Origin of the sequence: Bacillus sp. FSL L8-0099, assembly GCF_038006385.1 — a bacterium.
Lineage (GTDB): Bacteria > Bacillota > Bacilli > Bacillales > Bacillaceae_G > Bacillus_A > Bacillus_A toyonensis.
The window spans coordinates 302,501-329,231 of the sequence record NZ_JBBOVC010000001.1 but is presented as its reverse complement, the minus strand read 5'-3'; the positions used below and the strand labels follow the sequence as shown (position 1 = coordinate 329,231).

The following is a 26,731-nucleotide window of genomic DNA, read 5'->3' as shown; positions in this document are numbered from 1 at the left end:
TAGCTCGTCCTCTTCGAATAATAGTAATATATGGGATTCTAATTTAAAAGGAGCTCTTCACATTCTGTGAAAAGCTCCTCTACTATTTCTTATAAAGTTTCAGAAGTAGTTTTTGCTTGCATGTGAAGTGCTAAGTAATCTGGGCCACCAGCTTTAGAGTCTGTACCAGACATGTTAAAGCCACCGAATGGTTGGTAACCTACGATTGCACCAGTACATCCACGGTTGAAGTATAAGTTACCTACGTGGAAGTCTTCACGTGCTTTTTCAATATGGTCGCGGTTATTAGAAACAACTGCTCCTGTTAAACCGTATTCTGTATTGTTTGCAATTGCAAGTGCATGATCGAAGTCTTTTGCTTTACAGAATGCTACTACTGGTCCGAAGATTTCTTCTTTCATTAAGCGAGCATCTTCTGCAACATCAGCAACGATTGTTGGTTGGATGAACCAGCCTTTAGAATCGTCTCCTTCGCCACCTGCTAGGATTCTACCTTCTTCTTTACCAATTGCAACATAGCTCATTACTTTATCGAATGCAGCTTGGTCATTAACAGGACCCATATTTGTACCTAATACAGCTGGGTTATCAACTGTTAATTCTTTTGTTAATTCAACAGCACGATTTAATACGTGATCATATACATCTTCGTGGATTACAGCACGAGAACATGCAGAACATTTTTGTCCTGAGAATCCGAATGCTGATGCAACGATAGATTTAGCTGCTAATTCAAGATCTGCTTCTTTATCAACAACGATTGTATCTTTACCGCCCATTTCAGCGATAACACGTTTTAACCAGATTTGACCTGGATTTACTTTCGCTGCACGCTCATAAATGCGGATACCTACATCACGAGATCCAGTGAAGCTTACGAAACGTGTACGAGGATGATCTACTAAGTAGTCACCAACTTCAGAACCATTACCTGGCACGAAGTTTACTACGCCAGCTGGTAAGCCAGCTTCTTCTAATACTTCCATGAATTTCGCAGCTACTACAGGAGTTGTACTAGCTGGTTTTAGTAATACTGTGTTACCAGAAACTAAAGCAGCTGTTGTCATACCTGCCATAATTGCGAATGGGAAGTTCCAAGGAGAAATGATAACACCTACTCCTAATGGAATGTAAGAGAAACGATTATATTCAATTGGACGGCTTTCTACTGGAATACCGTCTTTCAATTTCAACATTTGACGAGCATAATATTCCATAAAGTCGATTGCTTCCGCTGTATCAGCATCTGCCTCATTCCATGGTTTACCTGCTTCTTTTACAAGGATAGCAGAGAACTCATGTTTTCTACGACGAACAATTGCTGCAGCACGGAATAAAATGTCTGCACGCATTTCTGGTTTTGACTTTCTCCAAGTTTGGAATGTTGCATCCGCTACTTGCATTGCTTTTTCAGCTAATTCACGGCTTGCTTTTGAAACACGACCAACAAGTTCCTCTTTATTTGCAGGGTTTACAGAAACAATTTTATCTTCTGTAGTGATTTTTTCTCCCCCAATAATTAATGGATAGTCTTGTCCAAGATAAGATTCTACTTTCTTTAAACCTTCTTCAAACGCTAATTTGTTAGCCTCTACTGAAAAATCTGTAAATGGCTCATGTTTGTATGCTACTACCATTCTTTTTAGCCTCCCCTTAGAAAAACGTTTACATTTTACAACATTATTCTACACGATAATTTAGATTTATTCAAATATTCCTAGACTTATATTTTAAAAATTAATAAATTTTTAAAATATAATAAAAAAAAGAGATTCATACATGCGTATGAATCTACAAAATATGAGTATATTCCAAAACATTTTTTCCGATCAATAATATAGTAACTAATAAAAATAAAGTCCTTACATATCCAACGCCTTTTTGAACTGCAAACTTCGATCCAAAATAAGCACCTAAAATCATTGATAATCCCATAATAATACCGTATTCAAAATGAATTATATCTAAAAATAAAAAAGTAATTAAAGATACGATATTACTAACAAAGTTCAAAAGTTTTCCAGATGCCGCTGCTTGAATAAAATCCAAACCTATTAATAAAAATGCAAAAATTAAAAAGGATCCTGTCCCTGGTCCAAAAAAACCATCATAAAACCCTATCATTAAAATAACAAAGAAAAATATTAATGTTTTCCTTTTCGTCATCTTCTTATAGGTAGATACGCTTCCCCAATCCTTTTTTGCAATAATATAAATGGCAATAAACACCAACATTACAAGTACTAATGGACGTAAAATATCCGGTGGAATAAATTTTACCACTAAAGCACCTGCGACCGCTCCAATAATAGTTAATGGGATTAACTTTCCTACAATTTTAAAATCGACTTTTCCTGATCGAATAAAATAAATTGCACTCGTAAACGTCCCCATCGTTGCAGCTAATTTATTCGTTGCAATTGCCGAAGCTGGTGACAAACCGACAAACATTAGTGCAGGAAGCGAAATTAATCCTCCACCTCCAACAACTGAATCAATAAAAGCTGCTAAAAATCCGAATGCAATTAATAAAATAATGACTTGAAGACTTAGTTCGTCCATGACCTTTACCCCTTATCCCCTTATTTATAACATTTAAAATTATAACAAAATTCCTCAAGAAAAAAAGCTGTTCCTTTGTGGAACAGCTTTTATCTTTAATCTAAAATTTTTACGAGTGGCTCATCTTGCTTCGCTTCACGTATAATAATCGCTTCTGGACGTTCTACAGATTTAATCGTTACTTGTACTCTCATATAATTTGGGAAGTATTCCATAACAAGCCCTGCTACATATTGTGTAAAACCAATTATTTCCGCTTTTCCATTAAACTGGACAGGAATATCCAGCTTCATTTCTTTTAATTCCTCGTCTCTATACATACCAGTACCGATAACAGCGGAATAATCGCCTTGGAAATAATCGCTTAGTTTTGCTTTGAAGTTAGATACCCTTGCAAGATCTTCACGCTTATTGTCTGTTTTTGCTTGTTCAGACGGGAACAAATAGTATTTCTCGTTAATTTGTTTCCAATCTTCAACCGTTTCACTACCTTTTTCCACATTAGCATAAGAAACAAAGTTTCCTGGCACAAGTGCAGACTTTGGAGATTGACGATAAATCGCAAATGTAATCGGAACGTTTTTTATGTCGGGCTTTTTTTGGTGCATAACTTTCAAGATTTCTTGCGCCATTTTTTTCCCTTCAGCTAACATTTTTTCGTCCTCGATTTTAGCCTCACGCGGATAACCATGCTCTTCATTAAAATATTGAACAGAATTCATTGCTAAACCAACTACAATACCACCAAGTTCAACATCTTTATCGCCTTTTTTCACATAATAATTATGCTCTAAAATATTTGAAATATATATTGGATTTTTTTTATTTTTCACTTCTAGTGATTCTGATCCTTCGCCTAACGCTGGATTGAGCCCTATATTCGGAAATTTAACTGCATCTTTTTTTAATTTGCTCTCTAGTTCCTTTTGTTCGGCATCTGTACGCTTTCTTTTTACAAGCATTTTTACGGTTTGATCATCTAGAGTACTTCCACCTTTAAAGAAATAATCTTTCGTATTAAATGATTCTTTTGCAATACGCATTAATCCTGTTTCAAATTCATCTATATCAAGACGATTATTTAATCCCTGCACAACTAATCCACGTGCAGATCCTGCATCAAATGGAACAGTCGTCTTATAATATTCATCCGAAATAGCATACTTCGGAACGACTGCTTGCTCTTTTGCTTTCCCTGATTTCTCAGCCACTTTTTCATCTTTGTCGGCACCTGCGCTACAACCACTTACAAGTAGGCCAAGACTTAATACCGCTAATGCTATTTTTTTCATGGTAAGTTTGCACCTCTTACTTATTTAGCTCTTGTAAGAACCTCTCTTCATTCCAAACTTCAACATTGTGCTTCTCTGCTTGCGCTAATTTTGAGCCAGCAGCTTCACCAGCAACAACTAAATCCGTACTTTTACTAACACTTCCTGTTACTTTTCCACCTAATGCCTCAATCTTCTTCTTCGCTTCACTGCGTCCCATCACTTCTAATTTCCCAGTTAAGACGACAGTTTTCCCTGCAAAGTAAGATTCAACATTTTGTAAATCTGCACTTTTTATGCCTTTGTATGTCATGTTCACGCCATACTCTTTAAACTGTTGTAATAGCTCTAATACATCTTCATTATCAAAATATGTCACAACGGATTGCGCCATTTTTTCTCCAATTTCATTAATTGATTTTAGCTCTTCTTCCGTCGCTTTCACAAGTGCATCCATCGTTTCAAAATGCTCTGCAAATGTACGTGCTGCTTTCGCCCCGACATGGCGAATTCCAAGGCCAAATAATAATCGCTCTAACGAGTTTTCCTTCGAATTCTCAATTGCTTGTATTAAATTTGTTGCTGATTTTTCACCAAAACGCTCTAGCTGTAGTAATTGTTCTTTCGTCAATGCATATAAATCTGCAAACGTACGAATATAATCTGCATCAAAGAGCTGTGTGATGACACGCTCGCCAAGTCCGTCAATATTCATTGCATTTCTTGAAACGAAATGAATTAATCCCTCGCGAATTTGGGCAGGACAAGTTGGATTTATACAACGAAGTGCAACCTCTTCTTCTAAACGAACTAGTTCACTCTCACATGCCGGACAATGCGTTGGCATGCGGTATTCTTCTTCCTCACCAGTACGCTTATCAAAAATAACGTTCACAACCTCAGGAATAATATCTCCAGCCTTTTTCACAACAACGTAGTCACCAATTCGAATGTCTTTTTCACGAATTAAATCCTCGTTATGTAAGGAAGCACGACGAACGATCGTACCAGCCACTCGTACTGGTTCTAACTCTGCAGTCGGTGTTACAACCCCTGTACGGCCAACACTTAATTCAATGCCCGTTAATCTCGTTACAACTTCTTCAGCCGGGAATTTATAAGCAATCGCCCATCTTGGACTCTTTGCAGTAGTTCCTAGGCTTTCTTGAAGAGCAACATCGTCTACTTTTATAACGATCCCATCAATCTCATAATCAAGATTCGGACGTTTTTCCTGCCATTCTTCTACATAAGCTATAACCTCTTCAATTGTTTCACATGTACGGCGATTTGGATTTGTCTTAAACCCCAGTTCACCTAAGAAATCAAGTGATTCGCTATGCGATGAAATTGTTTTTTCTTCTACATTTGCAAGACCATATACAAACATGGATAGGTTACGCTTTGCTGCAATTTTCGTATCAAGTTGACGTATTGAACCTGCTGCCGCATTACGCGGATTCGCAAATACATCTTCACCGTTTTGCTCTTTTTCTTCATTTAGTTTAACGAATGAACGCTTCGGCATATAAGCCTCGCCTCGCGCTTCTAACGTTACCTCTTCATTTAATCGAAGTGGAATTGCTTTAATCGTTTTCAAGTTTTGGGTAATATCTTCACCTGTTATACCATCACCACGTGTTGCACCTTGAATAAAGCGTCCTTTTTCATAATGAAGTGAAACAGCAAGTCCGTCAATTTTTAATTCGCATATATATCTTACATTCGCATCATCAATTCCTTGACGTACTCTTCGGTCAAAATCACGCAAATCTCCTTCGTTAAATGCATTTCCTAAACTTAACATCGGTGACTTATGCGTTACTTTTTCAAATATATCAAGAACAGTTCCCCCAACGCGCACGGAGGGAGAGTCTTCACTCATGAACTCTGGATTCTCTGCTTCTAATTTTATAAGCTCCTGCATATTACGGTCATACTCCGCATCAGAAACAGAAGGATTGTCTAATACGTGATATTGATAGTTAAATGTATTTAACAAATCACGTAGTTCTTCTATACGTTTTTTTGCTATCTCTTTTGACATATCCTCATTCCTTTCCTATTGTTTCGTCACAGGTGCAAATTTTGCTAATAAACGTTTAACACCAATCGGGCTTGGGAACGCGATATCTAATTCTTTTGAATCACCTTCGCCTTTTACACTTACAACTGTACCGACTCCCCATTTTTGGTGGGAAGCTTTATCGCCTACTGCCCAGCCAATTTGCTCGCCGCCTGTTGTCTTAACAGCCGGACGTACGAAAGCTGAACGAGAGCGTGTTGTTGTTGCCGCAGCTCCTGTCGTTCTTCCTTTTGCACTAAACGAAGTTTCACGCTTCGGCGCTGTTTCATTTAATGGTTCCACCAGCTCTGCCGGGATTTCTGTAATAAATCGAGATGCTGCATTCATACTTGTCCTACCAAATAAAGTACGCATTTGCGCATTCGATAAGTATAATTCTTCTTCTGCACGAGTAATACCTACATAAGCAAGACGACGCTCTTCTTGCATTTCATCTTCTTCCATAAGAGAACGCGTATGCGGGAATATTCCTTCCTCTAAACCAACGATAAAGACTACAGGGAACTCTAGCCCTTTTGCTGAGTGCATCGTCATTAAAATAACTTCTTCACCAGCAGTTGGATCTTCATCTACACGATCAATATCCGCGACAAGAGCTAAGTCTGTTAGGAATGCAACAAGGCTCTTATCTTCACTTTGAGATTCGAACGTTTGCGTAACAGATAAAAACTCATCTAAGTTTTCTAAACGGCCTTCTGCTTCTAAAGAACGCTCATTTTTCAACATCTCGCGATATCCTGTTTTTTCAATGACTTCTTCTACTAATTCTGTAACAGATAAGTACTCTTGCATATTTACCCAGTTGTGTAGTAAACTTGCGAATTCTTTTACTGCCTTTGTAATTTTTGCACTTACACCAACATGCTCAATTTCATCAAATACAGCCGTTAATGAAATTCCGTTTTGCACACCGTAATTAATAATTTTATCGATAGAAGTCGCACCAATCCCGCGCTTCGGCATGTTAATAATACGTGCGAAACTAATCTCATCATCAGGATTCCCAATTAAACGTAAGTACGCCAAAATGTCTTTAATTTCTTTACGGTCGTAGAACTTCGTACCGCCGACAATTTTATAAGGGATATTAGATTTCAGGAAAATCTCCTCAACCATACGAGACTGAGCATTCGTACGATATAATACTGCAAAGTCAGTATATTTTCGGTTCCCCATTTGAATATCATCACGAATTTTTTTCGCAACAAAATACGCTTCGTCCTTTTCAGTTGCAGCACGATAATACGAAATTTTGCTCCCAACTTGGTTGTCTGTCCATAATTTTTTCGGTTTACGATTCGTATTTTTTTCAATAACAGCATTGGCTGCATTTAAAATATTTTGTGACGAACGATAGTTTTGTTCTAACAGAATAACTTGCGCATTCTCATAGTCTTTTTCGAATGACAAAATGTTAGAAATATCCGCACCACGCCAGCGATAAATAGACTGATCTGAGTCACCCACAACACAAAGGTTTTTAAAACGTGCTGCTAAATGTTTAACAAGAAGGTACTGCGCTTTGTTCGTATCTTGATACTCATCCACGTGAATATATTGGAACTTACGCTGATAAAACTCTAGTACTTCTGGAACACGTTCAAATAGCTGAATCGTTGTCATAATTAAATCATCAAAGTCTAATGAGTTATTTTTCAAAAGACGTTTTTGATATTCTGTATATACATCGCTCGTTAATTTTTCATATGGATCAGCGATTGTAATTTTTTTTGCATATTTATCTGCAGATAACAGTTCATTTTTCGCATTACTAATACCGGCTAAAATAGAGCGCGGCTCAAATTTCTTCGGATCAATATTACGCTCTTTCATAATTTTTTTGACTACAGTTAACTGATCGCCTGAATCTAAGATTGTAAAGTTACGATTAATACCAATACGATCGATATCACGTCGTAAAATACGTACACACATAGAGTGGAACGTAGAAATCCAAATATCTTCTGCTTCTGGTCCGACAAGTGTATCAATACGCTCGCGCATTTCACGAGCAGCCTTATTTGTAAAGGTAATAGCTAGTACATTCCATGGCGCTACACCTTTTTCACCAAGTAAATATGCAATACGATGTGTTAACACACGTGTTTTACCACTACCCGCTCCCGCCATTAATAGCAGCGGTCCATTCGTTGTTTGCACTGCTTTTTGTTGCTGTGGATTTAAACCATTTAATAACTTATCCGTCATACTCATATACGCCTGCACCTACTCTCCTTTTACTGCTTTAACTGTTTTTAACGCCGATTTTATATCATCATAAATAACATTTCCAACAACTACTGTATCGGCATACTGCGCTACTTCTTTCGCTTGTTCTGCATTAGAAATGCCACCGCCATAATATAACTTAGCTTGTTTCAATTCTGCTTTTACATTTTTAACAAGTTCAATATCTCCATACGTACCGCTATATTCTAAATAGAATATCGGTAAATGTAATAGCTTGTCTGCTAAACGCGCGTATGCAATAACGTCATCTTCTGTTAAATCACATTTTGCATCTGTAAGCTGGGCTACTTTCGCTTCAGGATTTAAAACACAATACCCTTCCATGAAAATTTCGTCCCAGTCCATAATATCCCCAAATTCTTTCAATGCCTCGTGATGAACACCTGTTACCCATTCTACTTTTCGGCTATTTAATACGCTTGGGATGTAATAAAAATCAAAGCCTGGTGTGATTGCTTCCACATCAGAAACCTCTAACACGCAAGGAACTGCATATCTACGAATGCTAACTAGCATGTGTAATACGTTATCAATTGTAACTCCATCACTTCCGCCTACAATAACAGCATCGGTTCCAGACTCACAAATCATTTCTAAATGTTCATCGCTTAACTCCTTATTTGGATCAAGCTTAAATACATGTTTCCATCCGGAAATATCGTACATGAAAACACCCTTTCTTTTCTCTAGTTATATCTATAGTTCTGTTTAAAATAACAGTTAGTTTTCATCTTGTTTTTTTTAAATAGCTATTAAATATTTTTCAAAAAGAAGGATTTCATTTTACCTTCTTTTTATGCATTCTTTCATTATAACAAAAAAAGCTACTGACACACACGCCCATTCCAACATCTTTTTCAACGTCAAATGTTGGATTACATATCCCCAAAATCACACGGAATACTAATAAGAGAAGTAGTATTTACTATTTCAATTTTCATAAAAAGGAGTGTTTTTCTAATGAAGCAAAACATCGGGACAATAAACGCTCTAATTCGAATTACACTTGGGCTTGTCCTCTTTGGATGTAGTGCAACTAAACTTGTACGCAATCCGTGGTGCACTTGGTCTAACATTTTTCTATGGATTGGTGCAATGAAAGTTGCAGAGGGAATTGTTCGCTTCTGCCCTATTGTTGAAGCATGGAAATTTGGAAAATACATGAATATGGGCGCATTTAAAATGCCTGGCATGAATTTTACTGAAAAAGGACATGCTAAAGAAGAAGTGAATCAAACTTCCGCTCATGACAAGCCAAAGTCAAAGGGAAGTTATGATGCTTCTGACAAAGAGATTGAGTCAGCGATTGAAGAAATAATCCTGGCAAAACCGCTTTGAATCATTTGTCACGATGCAAGATGCTCTCAAAGGGACTTAGCTGCTGCAGTGGGCGGTTAAGTCCTCTTTATTTTACCACAAAACAGAACGTACATTCCTTTTCATCCCTAACACGTACATAAAAAATACCAAATAAAAAAATTCAGAAGATTAGGTATGAATCCCTTGCTTAAAATGATATAAAAGTGATATCATTTTTATATCAGGAGGCGATCATATGAAAGAAAAACAAGTATTTTATGTAAATGGATTTCTGGGTGTTATTGGAATTTTAGTTTTAGCCGCTATCGGTGTATTTTGCCTTGTACAAGAAATGTTTGTAATAGCTATTTTAGCTCTTATATTAGCATCTGTTTTGGCTACAGGCATCGGTATCGTTCAACCGAATCAAGCGAAAGTTATTACGTTCTTCGGTAATTATTTAGGAACAATTCGTCAAAACGGTTTATTTTTAACAATTCCATTTGCATTCCGTCAAACTGTATCTTTACGTGTTGAAAACTTTAATAGTAAGAAATTAAAAGTAAATGATGTCGAAGGAAATCCAATTGAAATTGCAGCTGTTATCGTATATAAGGTGGTTGATTCTGCAAAAGCAATGTTTGGTGTTGAGCATTACGATCGATTCGTAGAAATCCAAAGTGAAACAGCAATCCGCCACGTGGCAACAAAATATCCTTATGATAATTTCCAGGATGAAACTTGTATTACGTTACGTGGAAATACTGAGGAAATTTCAGAAGAGCTAAAACGCGAATTAGAAGCGCGTCTTGAAATTGCTGGTGTAGAAGTATTAGAAACTCGTTTAACGCATTTAGCTTACGCAACAGAAATTGCCCATGCAATGCTACAACGTCAACAAGCAAAAGCAGTGTTAGCTGCTAGAAAAGAGATTGTTGAAGGTGCTGTGAAAATGGCCAAAGATTCAATCCATATGTTGGATGAAGAAGGCGTGCTGGAACTCGATGACGAGCGTAAAGCAAATATGGTAAACAACTTATTGGTTGCCATCGTTTCAGATAAAGGTGCGCAACCAGTTATTAATACAGGAAGCCTATACTAATAGGTTGTAAATAATTATGGCTAAAAAGAAAAGCTTTCCATTACGTATTGATCCTGAATTACACGCAGTCATCGAAAAATGGGCGAATGATGAGTTTCGTAGCGTCAATGCACACATCGAGTATTTACTTCGAGAAATGGCAAAGCAAAAAGGAAAATTGAAGAAAGATAAAGATGCATAAAAATCCCGCTGAGAAATCAGCGGGATTTTTTATACATTAGCTTCTCGTCATCTCATGCCCAATTGCACGATATCCTATATCACTTCGATAAAATAGACCATCACTCTCAATTTTACCGATTTCTTTATATACTTTATCTTTTGCTTCTTGTAAACTATTCGCCTTGCAAGCAACAAATAATACACGGCCACCATTTGTTACAAAATCACCGTGTTTCATTACTGTCCCCGCATGGAAAACAATCACATCTTGCAATGTATCTAATCCGTTAATAACTTCACCTTTTTTATACGCTTCTGGATATCCTTTAGAAGCAAGTACAACACCGATAACAGCATCTTCTGACCATTGTAAAGTTAGTTCACTTTCATCTAACACAGCGTTGCATACATCAACTAAATCATTCTCTAAGCGAGGTAATACAACTTCCGTTTCAGGATCACCAAAGCGAGCATTAAATTCAATTACCTTTGGACCATCATTTGTTAAAATAAGCCCTGCATATAAAATACCTGTAAACGAACGATTTTCTTGGATCATCGCTTTAGCAGTTGGGTGTAATACTGTTTCAATCGCCTCTTGAACTGCTGATTCTGGAATTTGTGGTACTGGAGAATATGCGCCCATTCCACCTGTATTAGGACCCTTATCGCCATCAAAAGCTCGTTTATGGTCTTGAGCAATTACCATCGGATGTACAGTTGTTCCATTTACAAATGCCATCAATGAAAATTCTTGTCCATCTAAAAACTCTTCAATAACGACCTTCTTACTTGCCACGCCGAATTTCACATCTTGTAGCATTTCTTTCACAGCTTGTAATGCCTCCTCAAGCGTCATTGCTACCGTTACACCTTTACCAGCAGCTAATCCATCAGCTTTAACAACAATTGGCGCACCAACTTTTTGAATGTACTTTACTGCTTCATCATAGTCTGTAAAAGTTTCGTATGCAGCAGTTGGTATATTATACTTTTTCATCAACTCTTTCGTAAAAGCTTTACTGCCTTCAATAACAGCAGCCGCTTTATTCGGACCAAATACGCGAAGTCCTTCTTCTTTAAAACGATCAACAATTCCATTCATAAGCGGAATTTCTGGCCCAACGAAAGTTAATTCAACATTATTCTCTTTGGCAAATAAAACTAATGCATCAAAATCATTTTCATCAATATCAACTGGTATTGCAACATCTCGCATACCTTCATTACCTGGTGCTACATACACCTTCTCCACCTTTTCAGATTGTGCAAACTTCCAAGCTAAAGCATGCTCACGCCCACCGCGGCCAATTACTAAAACATTCATATTTCATCCCCCAATAATTAAATAGGTACAAACTAGAAGCTATGCTCCTAGTTTGCTTTTTCATATCAATAGAAGTTTAAAAGGGAGGATCGAGAGAACCGAGCAGGTCGAGGCGTATTTTCCAAGAGGATACGGAGTATAGTTTTCCTACATGAGTACCGCACTGGCATTGCAACGACGACATGCGAAGATTATCTCGACCGGACCTTTTAGACATCCTCTATTAGTGTTTGAAATGACGTACGCCAGTGAACACCATCGTAATCCCATACTTATCTGCCACTTTAATAGAATCCTCATCACGAATTGATCCACCTGGTTGGATAATTGCTGTAATACCAGCTTTTGCTGCTTCTTCTACTGTATCTGGCATTGGGAAGAAAGCATCAGATGCAAGTGCGCTACCTTGTGCTTTTTCGCCAGCTTGTGTAATTGCAATTTTTGCAGAGCCTACACGGTTCATCTGTCCCGCGCCTACACCAACCGTCATGTTATCATTCGCTAAAACAATTGCATTTGATTTCACATGTTTTACAACTTTCCAAGCTAGTTTTAAATCTTTCCACTCTTGCTCTGATGGTTCACGTTTCGTTGGAATTGAAATTGTGTTCTCATCTAATGATAACGTATCTTCCTCTTGAACAAGAAGACCACCTTGTACAGAAGTTAGTTTTTTGCTTGCACTTGTCGCTTTTTCAATATTTACAGTTAGTAAGCGTAAGTTCTTCTTGCTTTGCAACACTTCTAAAGCTTCTTGCGAGAACGAAGGAGCGATAACAATTTCTAAGAAAATTTCGTGTAACTTTTCTGCTGTAGCTTTATCAATTTCACGATTTGCTGCAATAATACCGCCGAAGATTGATACTGGATCCGCTTCATAAGCACGAGTATATGCCTCGTGAATATCAGTTCCTACTCCAACGCCACATGGATTCATATGTTTTACCGCTACTACTGCTGGTTCTGTAAATTCTTTTACGATGCTAAGCGCTGCGTCTGCATCATTAATATTGTTATAAGATAATTCCTTACCATGTAATTGTTCTGCATATGCAACAGAAGAAGTTGCAGCAAATGGTGCTTTATAGAAAGTAGCCTTTTGATGTGGGTTCTCTCCATAACGTAAGTCTTGCTTTTTCTCAAACGTCACAGTTAACGTTTCTGGACTTTCTTCACCCATTTGTTCTGTTAAGTAGTTAGAAATTAACGCATCATATGCCGCTGTATGACGGAATACTTTCGCTGCTAATTTACGTTTCGTCTCTTCTTTTACTTCGCCGTTCTCTTTCAGTTCTGCTAATACAACATCATAATCTACTGGATCTACGATTACCGATACAAATTTATGATTTTTCGCAGCAGAGCGAATCATTGTTGGGCCACCGATATCAATATTTTCAATTGCATCAGCAAATGTTACATCAGGCTTAGCGATTGTTTCTTTAAATGGGTATAAGTTAACAACAACAAAGTCAATTGGTTGAATGCCTAATTCATTCATTTGCGCTACATGTGTTTCATTATCACGAACTGCTAATAGACCACCATGAATATTTGGATGTAATGTTTTTACACGGCCATCCATAATTTCTGGGAAACCAGTTACTTCAGAAATACCGATTACTTGTAAACCATTTTCTTCTAGTAATTTTTTCGTACCACCTGTTGAAATAACTTCAATCCCTTGTTCTAGTAAACCTTTAACAAATTCTACTACTCCTGTTTTATCTGAAACACTTACTAATGCACGCTTTTTCATTTATCCTTCACCCCTGGTTGTATGTTAGTTAACAGTTGGTTCTTTCACAGACTGAACAATTTGATTCACTGTATTTACGTATAATTTATGTTCAACTTGTTGAATTTTCTTTTGTAAGCTTTCTCTCGTATCACCTTCAGAAACAACTACTGCTTCTTGCGCAATAATTGGACCTGTATCCATACCTGCATCTACATAATGAATTGTTACTCCAGTTACTTTCACACCTGCTTCTAACGCTTGACCGACAGCATCTTTCCCTGGGAAACTCGGTAGTAGTGATGGATGAATGTTAATAATCTTCCCGCCATATGCTTCTAGTAAAGTTGGCCCAATTAAACGCATATATCCAGCTAAAATAACATAATCAATTTCATACTCTTCTAGCTTCTTTAATATTTCTTTTTCAAATGCTTCTTTTGACTCATATGCTTTCGCTGAAAAAGCGAAACATGGGATATGATGATAATGTGCCCGTCCAATAACGCGTGCTTCTGGTTTATCACATACTAATAAACTAATATCTGCATCCAATCTCTTTTCTTCTACCGCATTAACGAGAGATTGAAAGTTAGATCCGCTTCCAGAAGCAAAAACTGCTAATCTACTCATAGTGCTGTGCCCCCATTGAAGGTAACGCCATCCCCTTGTACAGTACGACCAATAATACGAGCTGTTTCTCCTTGCTCTTCAAGAAGACGAACAATATCTTTTGCATCTTCTTCCCTTACCGCTACTACCATACCAATACCCATGTTAAAAATATTGAACATTTCTTTCTCTTCTAGTTTCCCAACTTCTTGAAGCAAATTGAAAATCGGCTGAATTTCCCAAGATCCAAGTTCAATCTCAGCACCAATTCCTTCTGGCAACATACGTGGAATATTTTCAATGAATCCACCACCTGTAATATGAGCCATACCGTACACTTCATGTTTTTTCAATAGTTCTAAAATAGGTTTGACATAAATTTTCGTTGGTTTTAATAACTCCTCACCAAGAGGTAGTTCTAAGCGTCCATAAATGCGATCTAAAGATAGTTCTCCATCTTCTAGTAACACTTTTCGTACTAAAGAGTAACCATTACTATGAATACCGCTAGATGCTAAGCCAATTAATACGTGACCAGCTTCAATCTTTTCACCTGTTACAATTTTCTTTTTATCAACAATCCCAACTGTAAAACCAGCTAAATCGTATTCTTCCGTAGAATACATTCCTGGCATTTCAGCTGTTTCCCCACCAATTAATGCACAACCAGCTTGGCGACAGCCCTCTGATATACCTTTGACGATGTTTTCAATTTTACTAGGTTCAGCTTTACCACAAGCAATATAATCAAGGAAGAAAAGCGGCTCTGCCCCTTGGACAACAATATCATTTACACACATCGCTACTGCATCAATACCAATTGTGTCATGTTTATCTGCCATAAAAGCGAGCATCAATTTTGTTCCCACGCCATCTGTTCCAGATACTAATACAGGTTCTTCTAATGCAAATTTTGATAGATCAAACATACCTCCAAAACCGCCTAAACCGCCTAGTACTTCTTTTCTCATTGTTGTTTGTACGTGTTTTTTCATGCGAGATACCGCTTCATATCCAGCTTCAATATCTACTCCTGCTTGCTTATATGCATTCGCCATCGTTATTTACACCTCGTCTTTTAATTTCTCCCCATCCAGGGCGGCCGTTTTTAAGAAAGAAGCTAGCTTCTACATCAAAAGAAGTAGAAGCTTTTTTCACTTTCTTATTTCATACTTTCTAAAAGCTCTTGCTCATAATCATAAAGAGCTGTTGGATAGTCTCCATTGAAGTAAGCCATACATAGGCCACCATATTTCCCTTCATATGGACGTCCAATTGCATCTACTAATCCATCTTCACTTAAAAATGTTAAAGAATCCGCTCCGATCATTTCACGGATTTCTTCTACTGTATTATTTGCTGCAATTAATTCTTTTCTCGTTTGAATATCAATACCATAGAAACATGGATATTTTAGAGGCGGTGAAGCAATTCTTACATGAACCTCTGTCGCTCCAGCTTCACGAAGCATACGAACAATTCGTTTGCTTGTCGTTCCTCTTACGATAGAGTCGTCAATCATAACAACTCGTTTCCCCTCAACTACACCTCTTACTGCGGAAAGCTTCATCTTTACCCCTTGCTCTCGCAGTTCTTGAGAAGGTTGAATAAACGTACGTCCAACGTAACGATTTTTAATTAATCCTAACTCATATGGAATGCCTGTCGCCTCAGCATAACCGATCGCAGCTGAAATACTAGAATCTGGTACACCAGTAACAACATCAGCTTCAATAGGAGCTTCTGCCGCTAAACGTTTCCCCATGTTTTTACGTGCTGCGTGGACATTAATACCAGCGATATTAGAATCCGGACGCGCAAAGTAAATGTACTCCATACTACAAATTGCATGATCTACTTCATTTGTAAAACGATCTACGTGAATTCCTTCATCATTGATGATAAGTAATTCACCCGGTTCTACATCACGAATGTATGTTGCACCTACTACATCGAAAGCACATGTTTCTGATGCTACAACGTAAGCATCACCCATCTTTCCAATTGAAAGAGGACGGAACCCATTCGGATCTAGCGCAACAATCATTTCATTCCCAGTTAGTAAAAGGTATGCAAACGCACCTTTCACTTTATTTAGTGCCTCTTTTACACTTTCAATTAAAGAATCTTTCGTACTACGCTTAATAAGATGTAAAAGTACTTCTGTATCTGAACTCGTTTGAAAAATACTTCCCTCTGCCTCTAATTCGCGGCGAAGCATTTTTGCATTAATTAAATTTCCGTTATGAGCTAATGCCATACTATGATCAGAAAAACGGAATAATAATGGTTGAACGTTAGCTACTTCACTTCCACCAGCCGTCGCGTATCGTACGTGTCCGATTGCTGATTTTCCGTTCAATCCTTCTAGCTCACCTCTTGAGAACACTTCCGATATTAAACCTAATCCCTTGTGACCGACGATTTTTTCCCCATTATTTACAACAATGCCTGCGCCCTCTTGCCCACGGTGCTGCAAACTGTGCAATCCGTAGTACGAAACTTGTGCCGCATTTTCATGCCCCCAAATTCCAAAGACGCCACATTCTTCATTTAACCCCTTTATTTCAGCAAGCATGGGATTGCCCCTTTCCAAGCCTGTCTCATTTCATCTACATTTGCTGTAAGTAATACTTCATTTTCTTCATTATGAATTGTTACCTCATTTGTATCTGTCACTGCTCCAACTTGAATTGCTTCGACGACTTTCTCGAACGCTTCTTTGTTTTCACGTTTTACAGTTAGAACGAAGCGAGATTGTGATTCCGCAAATAATACCGCCGTTGCTTCACCGTCTAATTTCACAGTAGCACCTAAACCGTTAGCACCAATTGCACTTTCAGAAATTGCAACTGCTAAACCACCTTCAGCAACATCATGTGCCGATTGAACAAGGCCAGCTTGAATTGCTTCTAATACTTGTTTTTGGCGTTTTAATTCTACATCTAGATCGATACTTGGTGATTGGCCGAAAATTTTGCCGTGGACCATTTTCTGTAATTCACTTCCACCAAATTCAGCTTTCGTCTCTCCAATTACGTACACTAAATCGCCAGCTTGCTTAAATTCTTGTGTTGTTACATGTTTTAAATCATGGACAAGACCAACCATCCCAACAGTCGGTGTTGGATATACCGCTTCACCACTACGCTCGTTATACATCGATACGTTTCCGCCAATAACTGGCGTTTGTAATGTGCGACAAGCTTCACTCATACCATCTACCGATTTCTCAATTTGCCAGAAGATTTCCGGTTTTTCTGGGTTACCAAAGTTTAAGCAATCTGTAATTGCAAGTGGCTCTCCACCAGAACATACGATATTACGCGCTGCCTCTGCTACTGCAATTTTACCGCCCGTTTCTGGATCTAAGTAAATATAGCGAGAGTTACAATCTGTCGTCATTGCTAATCCTTTTTCTGTACCGCGTACACGTACAACCGCTGCATCTGAACCTGGTGTAACAACTGTGCTTGTGCGTACTTGATAATCATATTGATCATATACCCACTCTTTACTTGCAATTGTCGGTTGTTGTAGTAAAGCGAATAACGTTTCTTTATAATCTTCTACTTGCGGTGTTTCCACTTTCATCTGCTGGAACTCAGCAAAGTATGCTGCTTCTTTTGATGGTTTATGATAAATTGGCGCTTCTTCTGCAAGAGCATCTGCTGGTACTTCAGCTACCATTTCACCTTTATGGAATAAGCGAAGCATTTTGTCTTCCGTTACTTTCCCCATCGTAACTGCTGCAAGACCATACTTCTCAAATAAATCTACTATTTCTTGCTCTCTACCTTTTTTGATAACAATTAACATACGCTCTTGTGATTCAGATAGCATCATTTCATATGGTGTCATTCCCGTTTCACGCTGTGGTACATCATCTAAGTACATTTCAATACCCATACCTGCTTTACTTGCCATTTCTGCAGAAGATGAAGTTAAACCAGCAGCTCCCATATCTTGAATTCCAACAAGTGCATCAGACTGAATAAGTTCTAAACATGCTTCGATAAGAAGTTTCTCCATAAATGGATCTCCTACTTGAACTGCCGGACGTTTCGCTTCTGAGCTTTCAGATAGTTCTTCAGATGCGAATGTTGCACCGTGAATACCGTCACGACCAGTTGATGCTCCTACGTACATTACTGTATTGCCAGCACCGTGTGCTTGCCCTTTTTTAATATCCTCGTGGTTAATTAAACCTACGCACATTGCATTTACAAGTGGATTTCCTTCGTAACATGGATCGAATTGTACTTCGCCACCAACAGTAGGAATACCGATGCAGTTACCGTATCCTGCGATTCCTGCTACTACTTCTTCGAATAAATATTTCACACGTGGTGATTGTAGTTCACCGAAGCGAAGTGAGTTTAATAGAGCTACTGGACGTGCTCCCATAGAGAATACGTCACGGATAATACCACCAACGCCTGTTGCTGCTCCTTGATATGGTTCAATAGCAGAAGGATGGTTATGGCTTTCCATTTTAAATACAACCGCTTGATTATCACCGATATCTACAATTCCAGCGCCTTCTCCAGGGCCTTGCAGGACACGCTCACCTGTTGTTGGGAACTTGCGAAGAACTGGTTTTGAATTTTTATAACTACAATGTTCAGACCACATTACAGAGAATAAACCTGTTTCTGTATAATTCGGCAAACGGCCTAGAATCTTTTCAACCATGGCAAACTCTTCGTCTGTTAGCCCCATTTCCGCATATATACGCTCTTCTTTAATTTGTGTTGGATTTGGTTCAAGCATTAACGACATATGTTTCCCTCCACTGTTTTAAGATAGATTGAAAGACTTTTAACCCTTCAGCACCACCAAGCAATTCATCTACAGCACGCTCTGGGTGTGGCATCATACCAAGTACATTTCCCTTTTCATTTACAATACCAGCAATATCTGAAACGCTACCATTCGGATTTTCTACATAACGGAATGCGATTTGATTATTCTTTTCTAATTGTTTAAGAGTTACTTCATCACAATAGTAATTCCCTTCACCATGTGCAATTGGAATATTGATTACTTCATCTTTTTCATATTGTGATGTAAACATCGTTTCGTTATTTTCAACACGTAACTGAACCGTGCGACACATAAATTTTAAGTTTTCGTTTCTTATTAGTGCTCCTGGTAGTAATCCTGATTCAACAAGAATCTGGAATCCATTACACACTCCTAAAATTGGTTTTCCTTGCTCAGCAGCTTTTTGCACTGCTTTCATTGCGTTAGCAAAGCGAGAAATAGCACCACAACGTAAATAGTCACCGTAAGAGAATCCACCAGGTAGTAAAATTGCATCATATTCATCTAAATTCTCTTTATCGTGCCAAACGTAATCTACTTCTTCACCAAGCTCATCTTTAATTGCATGGAACATATCGACATCACAGTTCGAACCCGGAAATACTATTACGGCAAATTTCACTGTGCGACAACCTCCTCAACTTCATAACGGAAGTCTTCCATTACAACGTTTGCTAATAATTTTTCACACATTTCCTTTACCTTTGCGTCAAGGTCAGATACAGATTTATCAATTGTTAGTTCCATGTACTTTCCGATTCGAACATCCTGTACTTCTGTAAATGAAAGACTATGAAGTGCCCCTTTTACTGCTGTTCCTTGTGGATCTAATACGCTTTCTCTTAACGTTACATATACCTTAACTTTATACATGTGAAATTCCCCCTAAACGTTTTAAAATCTCTTCATAAGCTTCTGTTAAATTTCCAAGATCGCGACGGAATACGTCTTTATCAAACTTTTCATTGCTCGTTTCATCCCATAAACGGCAAGTATCTGGTGAGATCTCATCCGCTAATATGATTTCTCCTTCTTCCGTTACACCAAACTCTAATTTAAAATCTACTAATCTTACACGACAGCTTGCGAAATGCTCAATCAATACTTGATTGATTTGTAGAGCCATATCTCGTAATACGCTTACTTGCTCTGGTGACGCAACATTTAATACACGAATATGATCTTCCGTTACAAGCGGATCTCCTAAATCATCATCTTTGAAGTAAAATTCTACGATTGGTTCTGCAAGTACAGTTCCCTCTTCCATTCCTAATCGCTTTGAAAGGCTTCCTGCAATTACATTTCTTGTGACAACTTCTAAAGGAATAATACTCACTTTTTTTACAAGTTGCTCTGTTTCAGATAACTTCTCAACAAAATGTGTTTTTATTCCTACTTCTTGTAACTTTCTGAACAATAAAGTTGTAATCTCATTGTTCAAACGACCTTTTCCTGTAATCGTCTCTTTTTTCTCCCCATTGAAAGCAGTCGCACTATCTTTGTACTCTACCCAAACCATATCTGCTGATTCTGTACGATAAATTCTTTTTGCCTTACCTTCATACAGCAATTCTAGCTTTTGCATTTCGCAAGCCCCCTGTAGTTTGAAAAATGTGAATAATATTTTTATAAAGAATGGCACAGAATGACTCTATTCTGTGCCATATAAAATTTTACGCTTCGTTTAATCCTAGGCGTTCAAAGATTGTATCAACATGTTGCATATGATGCTCATAGTTGAAGCATTCGTTAATTTCCTCTTGCGTTAATTTGCTCGTAATACGCTCATCAGCTTCTACAAGCTCTTTAAATTGTACTTGTGTTTCCCAAGCTTCCATCGCTTTAGGCTGTACGATATCATAAGCTTCTTCACGTACCATACCTTTGTCGATTAGTGTAAGCATTACGCGCTGAGAGTAAATTAAGCCGTATGTTCTTGTCATATTGCGTTTCATATTCTCCGGGTATACAGTTAAGTTTTTAACGATATTACCAAAGCGATTTAACATGTAATTTAATGCGATTGTAGCATCTGGTAGAATTACGCGTTCTGCTGAAGAGTGAGAAATGTCGCGCTCATGCCATAATGGAACATTCTCGTAAGCCGTCATCATATAACCGCGGATAACACGAGCTAAACCAGTCATATTTTCAGATCCAATTGGATTACGTTTATGTGGCATTGCAGAAGAACCTTTTTGACCTTTTGCGAAAGCCTCTTCAACTTCACGTGTTTCACTCTTTTGTAAACCACGAATCTCAACTGCCATCTTTTCAATAGATGTTGCGATTAGCGCAAGTGTTGACATGTAATGTGCATGCCGATCACGTTGCAATGTTTGTGTTGAAATTGGTGCCGCTTCTAATCCTAAGTTTTCACAAACAAATTTTTCTACGAATGGATCAATGTTCGCGTATGTACCAACTGCACCAGATAATTTACCCACGCGAACTGTATCCGCAGCTTGTTTGAAACGCTCTACGTTACGTTTCATTTCTTCATACCAAAGACCAAGTTTTAAACCAAATGTCGTTGGCTCTGCATGAACACCGTGCGTTCTTCCCATCATAATCGTGTATTTATGCTCTTTCGCTTTGTTAGCTAAAATGCTAACGAAGTTTTCTAAGTCTTTTAACAAGATTTCATTTGCTTGTTTTAAGATGTAAGATAAAGCTGTATCTACTACGTCTGTAGATGTTAAACCGTAATGAACCCATTTGCGTTCTTCACCTAATGTTGGTGTTTCTGATACAGCACGAGTGAAAGCAACTACGTCATGACGTGTTTCTTTTTCAATTTCATAAATACGATCAATATCAAATGATGCATGCTCACGAATTTTTTTAACATCTTCTTTTGGAATATCGCCAAGCTCAGCCCATGCTTCACAAGCTAAAATCTCAACTTCTAACCATGCTTTAAATTTATTCTCTTCCGTCCAAATAGCACCCATTTCAGGGCGTGTATAACGATTAATCATCTTTTTCCCTCCAACAGTTGTTCTTGATGGTCCCAAATATGCAAACTCTTCGCTTTTTCTAGAGCGACTTCAATATTATCATTTAAAATATTAACATGCCCCATTTTTCGCTGCGCTTTTGCTTCTTCTTTTCCATACAAGTGTAAATAGCACCCGGTTAATCTATTCACTTGTCCTAGGACCCCTTCTATATGTTCGCCTAAAATGTTTACCATGACAACTGGTTTTAACAAATTTGTTTCTCCAAGAGGTAAATTACAGATTGCTCGAATATGTTGACCAAATTGACTCGTTTCACATGCATCCTGTGTATAGTGTCCTGAATTGTGAGGTCTTGGTGCTAATTCATTAATGTAAATCTCACCATTAGCTGTAGCAAACATCTCTACCGCTAGTGTTCCCACAAGTTCTAATTCATCCGCAAGTACCTTTGCGTAAGCAATTGCTTTTTGAGAAAGTTCTTCTGTAATGCGAGCTGGAACGATAGATTCATGTAAAATGTTATTCACATGAATATTTTCCGCTACTGGAAACACTTTCGTTTCACCACTTACACTACGAATGACAATAGCTGATACTTCTTTTTCAAAAGGCACCCATTTTTCTAGAATGCATTCTGCTTCATTCGCAAGATTTCGTGCCTTCTCAACATCAGCTTCACTTCTTAAAACAACTTGCCCTTTCCCATCATATCCACCTGTCGTTGTTTTTAAGACGGAAGGATATGATAACTCAGCAATCGCTTTAGTAAGCTGCTCTTGATTTTGAACTAATCTATACGTCGCTACCGGTAACCCGGCTTTTTCAATTGCATTCTTTTCTGTAAAACGATTTTGCGTTTTATTTAACAACTGACTACCTTGTGGTAAGTAAGCATGTTTTTCAAGCCATTGTAAACATCTATAATCAATATTCTCAAATTCATATGTGACAACATCACTTATCTCTGCTAAATGCTGAATTGCTTTTAAATCGTCATATGGTGCAACAATTTCAACATCAGCAACTTGTGCACATGGTGAATGCTTTGTAGGATCTAAAACAGCAATTTTATATCCCATCTCCTTAGCTGCCAATGCCATCATTCTTCCAAGCTGGCCGCCTCCAATAATGCCGATTGTTTTTCCAGGTAAAATGATTCTCGTCATACTAGCTCACTACCTTCACGCACATCTTTTTCAATCGCTTCTCGTCTCAATTCCAATGCATCATGTATATCATCATGGAATGATCCAAGTATTTGTGCAGCAAGTAATCCAGCATTTGTTGAACCAGCTTTACCAATTGCAACAGTTGCAACTGGAACCCCTCCTGGCATTTGGACGATGGATAATAATGAATCTAATCCGTTTAACGCTTTTGATTGAACTGGAACGCCAATTACAGGAAGATTTGTCTTCGCTGCAACCATTCCTGGTAAATGCGCTGCTCCACCAGCTCCAGCAATAATAACTTTCAATCCACGTTCACGAGCCGTCTCTGCATATTCAAACATATAATCCGGAGTCCGATGAGCGGATACAACTTTTTTCTCATACGGTATATTTAATTCATCTAAAATGTCACAAGCAAATTTCATTGTTTCCCAGTCTGACGTACTTCCCATTATGACTCCAACTAGTGATTTCATATTAGAATCCCCCCGATTCAAATAAAAAAAGCCTGAAATAGAACAGTTTCTCTTTTACTATGAGAGAAAGCGCTCTACTCAGGCATACGTATCCCTTGTGAATAGAAAAATACCGAGTGACTTTCCCTCATAGTCTAACGAATAACGGTCGTTAGGTAGAGACTTGCAGGCCATATCCCCGCGATTATATGAGGTCTTATATATTATTGTTTCTATGGCTATATTAACAATATTTTATAAACAATGTCAATAAATAATCGAATGTTTTTTTACTAGTTACCAATAACGTTCGTGTTTTAGTTATATTCAAAAGAAGAATTGCAACTATATGCAAGAAGGAAAGGGAATTAGAATATATATTTCTAGAGATCTATTTTACGTACAATTGTTTATATGGTACTTCAGTACATTTTAATAAAAGTATATAAACTCTTATTCTCTATACATCAATAGAACTTATATTATAGCGATTTAATTTTTAGGGGGAGAATAACCGTGAAAAAAAATAACTATGCTATTATCTTATTTATTTTTCTCTATCGCAGTAATTGCTATAATGATTGGATACTTATTTATATCATCCCATTTTTTCTACTCTCATTTTTTAAAATATATACTTATAATAGAAATAATGTTTCCTGTTCTTAAGTATTATTTTAGGGCAGTCGGAAAATCAGGAACACCAAAAATCATTGCCATTATTTTAAACAGTCTCTATTTCATTCTTTTTTCATTTTTGGCGTTATTAAATTTATGGATTATGACATTTGGTAAATAAAAATAAACACAAAAAAGACGAGTCATTCTGACTCGTCTTAAGCTTGCTTGGCGACGTCCTACTCTCACAGGGACAAGGTCCCAACTACCATCGGCGCTAGAGAGCTTAACTTCCGTGTTCGGTATGGGAACGGGTGTGACCTCTCTGCCATCATCACCAAACTATGAAGGCATATTCCTTCAAAACTAGATAACATTTGCTACATATTATATGGTTAAGTCCTCGATCTATTAGTATTCGTCAGCTCCACATGTCACCATGCTTCCACCTCGAACCTATCAACCTGATCATCTTTCAGGGATCTTACTAGCTTACGCTATGGGAAATCTCATCTTGAGGGGGGCTTCATGCTTAGATGCTTTCAGCACTTATCCCTTCCGCACATAGCTACCCAGCTATGCCCTTGGCAGAACAACTGGTACACCAGCGGTGCGTCCATCCCGGTCCTCTCGTACTAAGGACAGCTCCTCTCAAATTTCCTACGCCCACGACGGATAGGGACCGAACTGTCTCACGACGTTCTGAACCCAGCTCGCGTACCGCTTTAATGGGCGAACAGCCCAACCCTTGGGACCGACTACAGCCCCAGGATGCGATGAGCCGACATCGAGGTGCCAAACCTCCCCGTCGATGTGGACTCTTGGGGGAGATAAGCCTGTTATCCCCGGGGTAGCTTTTATCCGTTGAGCGATGGCCCTTCCATGCGGAACCACCGGATCACTAAGCCCGACTTTCGTCCCTGCTCGACTTGTAGGTCTCGCAGTCAAGCTCCCTTATGCCTTTGCACTCTACGAATGATTTCCAACCATTCTGAGGGAACCTTTGGGCGCCTCCGTTACACTTTAGGAGGCGACCGCCCCAGTCAAACTGCCCACCTGACACTGTCTCCCGGGTCGATAAGACCCGTAGGTTAGAATTTCAATACAGTCAGGGCGGTATCCCACCAGCGCCTCCACCGAAGCTAGCGCTCCGGTTTCAATGGCTCCCGCCTATCCTGTACAAACTGTACCAAAATTCAATATCAGGCTACAGTAAAGCTCCACGGGGTCTTTCCGTCCTGTCGCGGGTAACCTGCATCTTCACAGGTACTATAATTTCACCGAGTCTCTGGTTGAGACAGTGCCCAAATCGTTACACCTTTCGTGCGGGTCGGAACTTACCCGACAAGGAATTTCGCTACCTTAGGACCGTTATAGTTACGGCCGCCGTTTACTGGGGCTTCAGTTCAGAGCTTCGCTTACGCTAACCCCTCTCCTTAACCTTCCAGCACCGGGCAGGTGTCAGCCCCTATACTTCGCCTTACGGCTTCGCAGAGACCTGTGTTTTTGCTAAACAGTCGCTTGGGCCTATTCACTGCGGCTTTCCGTTAAGAAAGCACCCCTTCTCCCGAAGTTACGGGGTCATTTTGCCGAGTTCCTTAACCAGAGTTCTCTCGCACACCTTAGGATTCTCTCCTCGCCTACCTGTGTCGGTTTGCGGTACAGGCACCTTTTATCTCGCTAGAAGCTTTTCTTGGCAGCGGGGAATCAAAGACTTCGCTCCATAAGGAGCTTCCCCATCACAGCTCAGCCTTCACGATAAGCGGATTTGCCTACTTATCAGCCTAACTGCTTGGACGTGCACAACCAATCGCACGCTTCTTCTATCCTTCTGCGTCCCTCCATTGCTCAAACGATAAAGAGGTGGTACAGGAATATCAACCTGTTGTCCATCGCCTACGCCTGTCGGCCTCGGCTTAGGTCCTGACTAACCCTGAGCGGACGAGCCTTCCTCAGGAAACCTTAGGCATTCGGTGGACGGGATTCTCACCCGTCTTTCGCTACTCATACCGGCATTCTCACTTCTAAGCGCTCCACCAGTCCTTCCGGTCTGACTTCACTGCACTTAGAACGCTCCCCTACCACTGATACCATTGGTATCAATTCGCAGCTTCGGTGGTGTATTTAGCCCCGGTACATTTTCGGCGCAGAGTCACTCGACTAGTGAGCTATTACGCACTCTTTAAATGGTGGCTGCTTCTAAGCCAACATCCTAGTTGTCTAAGCAACTCCACATCCTTTTCCACTTAATACACACTTTGGGACCTTAGCTGGCGATCTGGGCTGT

Annotated in this window: 22 protein-coding genes, 2 rRNA genes and 1 riboswitch (1 of these 25 only partly in view); of the genes, 4 read left to right on the top strand and 20 right to left on the bottom strand. The window is 38.8% G+C overall.

Going from position 1 to position 26,731, the window contains the following annotated elements; genetic code table 11:
* Window positions 1-89 precede the first annotated feature (89 nt).
* The 6 genes from pruA to MHH42_RS01760 all read right to left on the bottom strand — a co-directional run bounded on the left by pruA (window position 90) and on the right by MHH42_RS01760 (window position 8,835).
* On the bottom strand, window positions 90-1,637 hold the full coding sequence (gene pruA, locus MHH42_RS01785) for an L-glutamate gamma-semialdehyde dehydrogenase (protein ID WP_000259542.1): 1,548 nt from the start codon (window positions 1,635-1,637) through the stop codon (window positions 90-92).
* Window positions 1,638-1,791: 154 nt separating this feature from the next.
* Window positions 1,792-2,562 carry a TSUP family transporter gene (locus MHH42_RS01780; protein WP_000343983.1) on the bottom strand — a complete coding sequence of 257 codons (771 nt, stop codon included), beginning with the start codon at window positions 2,560-2,562 and terminating at the stop codon, window positions 1,792-1,794.
* Between the two features lie 95 nt (window positions 2,563-2,657).
* Window positions 2,658-3,854, bottom strand: a complete 1,197-nt coding sequence (locus MHH42_RS01775; RefSeq protein WP_000717024.1) for a CamS family sex pheromone protein — start codon at window positions 3,852-3,854, stop codon at window positions 2,658-2,660.
* 16 nt (window positions 3,855-3,870) lie between these two features.
* The gene (gene ligA / locus MHH42_RS01770) at window positions 3,871-5,880 is read right to left on the bottom strand and encodes an NAD-dependent DNA ligase LigA (protein ID WP_000031436.1); all 2,010 of its coding nucleotides are present in this window, start codon (window positions 5,878-5,880) and stop codon (window positions 3,871-3,873) included.
* 15 nt (window positions 5,881-5,895) lie between these two features.
* The gene (gene pcrA / locus MHH42_RS01765; RefSeq protein ID WP_001149617.1) at window positions 5,896-8,145 is read right to left on the bottom strand and encodes a DNA helicase PcrA; all 2,250 of its coding nucleotides are present in this window, start codon (window positions 8,143-8,145) and stop codon (window positions 5,896-5,898) included.
* Window positions 8,146-8,835 (bottom strand): heptaprenylglyceryl phosphate synthase, encoded by a 690-nt coding sequence (locus MHH42_RS01760; RefSeq protein WP_000272082.1) that lies wholly within the window; start codon window positions 8,833-8,835, stop codon window positions 8,146-8,148. It abuts the gene before it with no gap.
* A 294-nt stretch (window positions 8,836-9,129) separates the two neighbouring features.
* On the opposite strand from MHH42_RS01760, the gene MHH42_RS01755 reads away from it, so the two are divergent.
* The 3 genes from MHH42_RS01755 (at window position 9,130) to MHH42_RS01745 (ending at window position 10,751) form a co-directional block, all read left to right on the top strand.
* Complete coding sequence (locus MHH42_RS01755; protein WP_000812355.1) at window positions 9,130-9,507, top strand: YgaP family membrane protein; 378 nt, start codon at window positions 9,130-9,132, stop codon at window positions 9,505-9,507.
* 217 nt (window positions 9,508-9,724) lie between these two features.
* Window positions 9,725-10,570 carry an SPFH domain-containing protein gene (locus MHH42_RS01750; protein ID WP_000660692.1) on the top strand — a complete coding sequence of 282 codons (846 nt, stop codon included), beginning with the start codon at window positions 9,725-9,727 and terminating at the stop codon, window positions 10,568-10,570.
* A 16-nt stretch (window positions 10,571-10,586) separates the two neighbouring features.
* Window positions 10,587-10,751, top strand: a complete 165-nt coding sequence (locus tag MHH42_RS01745) for a toxin-antitoxin system HicB family antitoxin (RefSeq protein WP_001085171.1) — start codon at window positions 10,587-10,589, stop codon at window positions 10,749-10,751.
* Window positions 10,752-10,787: 36 nt separating this feature from the next.
* Here the strand turns inward: MHH42_RS01745 and purD are convergent, their stop codons facing one another.
* The 12 genes from purD to purE all read right to left on the bottom strand — a co-directional run bounded on the left by purD (window position 10,788) and on the right by purE (window position 23,847).
* Complete coding sequence (gene purD / locus MHH42_RS01740; protein WP_001101935.1) at window positions 10,788-12,059, bottom strand: phosphoribosylamine--glycine ligase; 1,272 nt, start codon at window positions 12,057-12,059, stop codon at window positions 10,788-10,790.
* 223 nt (window positions 12,060-12,282) lie between these two features.
* Window positions 12,283-13,818 (bottom strand): bifunctional phosphoribosylaminoimidazolecarboxamide formyltransferase/IMP cyclohydrolase, encoded by a 1,536-nt coding sequence (gene purH, locus MHH42_RS01735; RefSeq protein WP_000745414.1) that lies wholly within the window; start codon window positions 13,816-13,818, stop codon window positions 12,283-12,285.
* Between the two features lie 24 nt (window positions 13,819-13,842).
* Window positions 13,843-14,430 carry a phosphoribosylglycinamide formyltransferase gene (purN, locus tag MHH42_RS01730; protein ID WP_000088570.1) on the bottom strand — a complete coding sequence of 196 codons (588 nt, stop codon included), beginning with the start codon at window positions 14,428-14,430 and terminating at the stop codon, window positions 13,843-13,845.
* Window positions 14,427-15,467, bottom strand: coding sequence for a phosphoribosylformylglycinamidine cyclo-ligase (gene purM, locus MHH42_RS01725; RefSeq protein ID WP_001262428.1), 1,041 nt, complete (start codon window positions 15,465-15,467; stop codon window positions 14,427-14,429). Before purM ends, purN begins: the two co-directional genes overlap by 4 nt.
* A 104-nt stretch (window positions 15,468-15,571) precedes the next feature.
* The gene (gene purF, locus MHH42_RS01720) at window positions 15,572-16,987 is read right to left on the bottom strand and encodes an amidophosphoribosyltransferase (RefSeq protein ID WP_000879031.1); all 1,416 of its coding nucleotides are present in this window, start codon (window positions 16,985-16,987) and stop codon (window positions 15,572-15,574) included.
* A complete protein-coding gene (gene purL, locus MHH42_RS01715; protein ID WP_000055552.1) occupies window positions 16,972-19,191 on the bottom strand; it encodes a phosphoribosylformylglycinamidine synthase II in 2,220 nt (739 codons plus the stop codon). The genes purF and purL overlap by 16 nt, the downstream gene beginning before the upstream one ends.
* Entirely contained in the window at window positions 19,175-19,858 is a 684-nt protein-coding gene (gene purQ / locus MHH42_RS01710) for a phosphoribosylformylglycinamidine synthase subunit PurQ (protein ID WP_000666769.1), read from the bottom strand. Before purQ ends, purL begins: the two co-directional genes overlap by 17 nt.
* Window positions 19,855-20,109, bottom strand: a complete 255-nt coding sequence (purS, locus tag MHH42_RS01705) for a phosphoribosylformylglycinamidine synthase subunit PurS (RefSeq protein ID WP_000278820.1) — start codon at window positions 20,107-20,109, stop codon at window positions 19,855-19,857. The genes purQ and purS overlap by 4 nt, the downstream gene beginning before the upstream one ends.
* The gene (gene purC / locus MHH42_RS01700; protein ID WP_001170546.1) at window positions 20,102-20,821 is read right to left on the bottom strand and encodes a phosphoribosylaminoimidazolesuccinocarboxamide synthase; all 720 of its coding nucleotides are present in this window, start codon (window positions 20,819-20,821) and stop codon (window positions 20,102-20,104) included. Before purC ends, purS begins: the two co-directional genes overlap by 8 nt.
* 88 nt (window positions 20,822-20,909) lie before the next feature.
* On the bottom strand, window positions 20,910-22,217 hold the full coding sequence (gene purB, locus MHH42_RS01695) for an adenylosuccinate lyase (protein ID WP_000610752.1): 1,308 nt from the start codon (window positions 22,215-22,217) through the stop codon (window positions 20,910-20,912).
* Window positions 22,214-23,365, bottom strand: a complete 1,152-nt coding sequence (purK, locus tag MHH42_RS01690) for a 5-(carboxyamino)imidazole ribonucleotide synthase (RefSeq protein ID WP_000196786.1) — start codon at window positions 23,363-23,365, stop codon at window positions 22,214-22,216. Before purK ends, purB begins: the two co-directional genes overlap by 4 nt.
* Window positions 23,362-23,847 (bottom strand): 5-(carboxyamino)imidazole ribonucleotide mutase, encoded by a 486-nt coding sequence (gene purE, locus MHH42_RS01685; RefSeq protein ID WP_000839361.1) that lies wholly within the window; start codon window positions 23,845-23,847, stop codon window positions 23,362-23,364. Before purE ends, purK begins: the two co-directional genes overlap by 4 nt.
* A 110-nt stretch (window positions 23,848-23,957) precedes the next feature.
* Window positions 23,958-24,059, bottom strand: a riboswitch (purine riboswitch).
* Between the two features lie 299 nt (window positions 24,060-24,358).
* Between purE and MHH42_RS01680 the strand changes: the two genes are divergently transcribed.
* Window positions 24,359-24,625, top strand: a complete 267-nt coding sequence (locus MHH42_RS01680) for a hypothetical protein (RefSeq protein WP_033668261.1) — start codon at window positions 24,359-24,361, stop codon at window positions 24,623-24,625.
* A 45-nt stretch (window positions 24,626-24,670) separates the two neighbouring features.
* Here MHH42_RS01680 and rrf read toward each other — a convergent pair.
* Window positions 24,671-24,786: ribosomal RNA gene (gene rrf / locus MHH42_RS01675) — 5S ribosomal RNA — on the bottom strand.
* Between the two features lie 49 nt (window positions 24,787-24,835).
* Window positions 24,836-26,731 (bottom strand): 23S ribosomal RNA (locus MHH42_RS01670) (it continues 1,026 nt past the right edge of the window).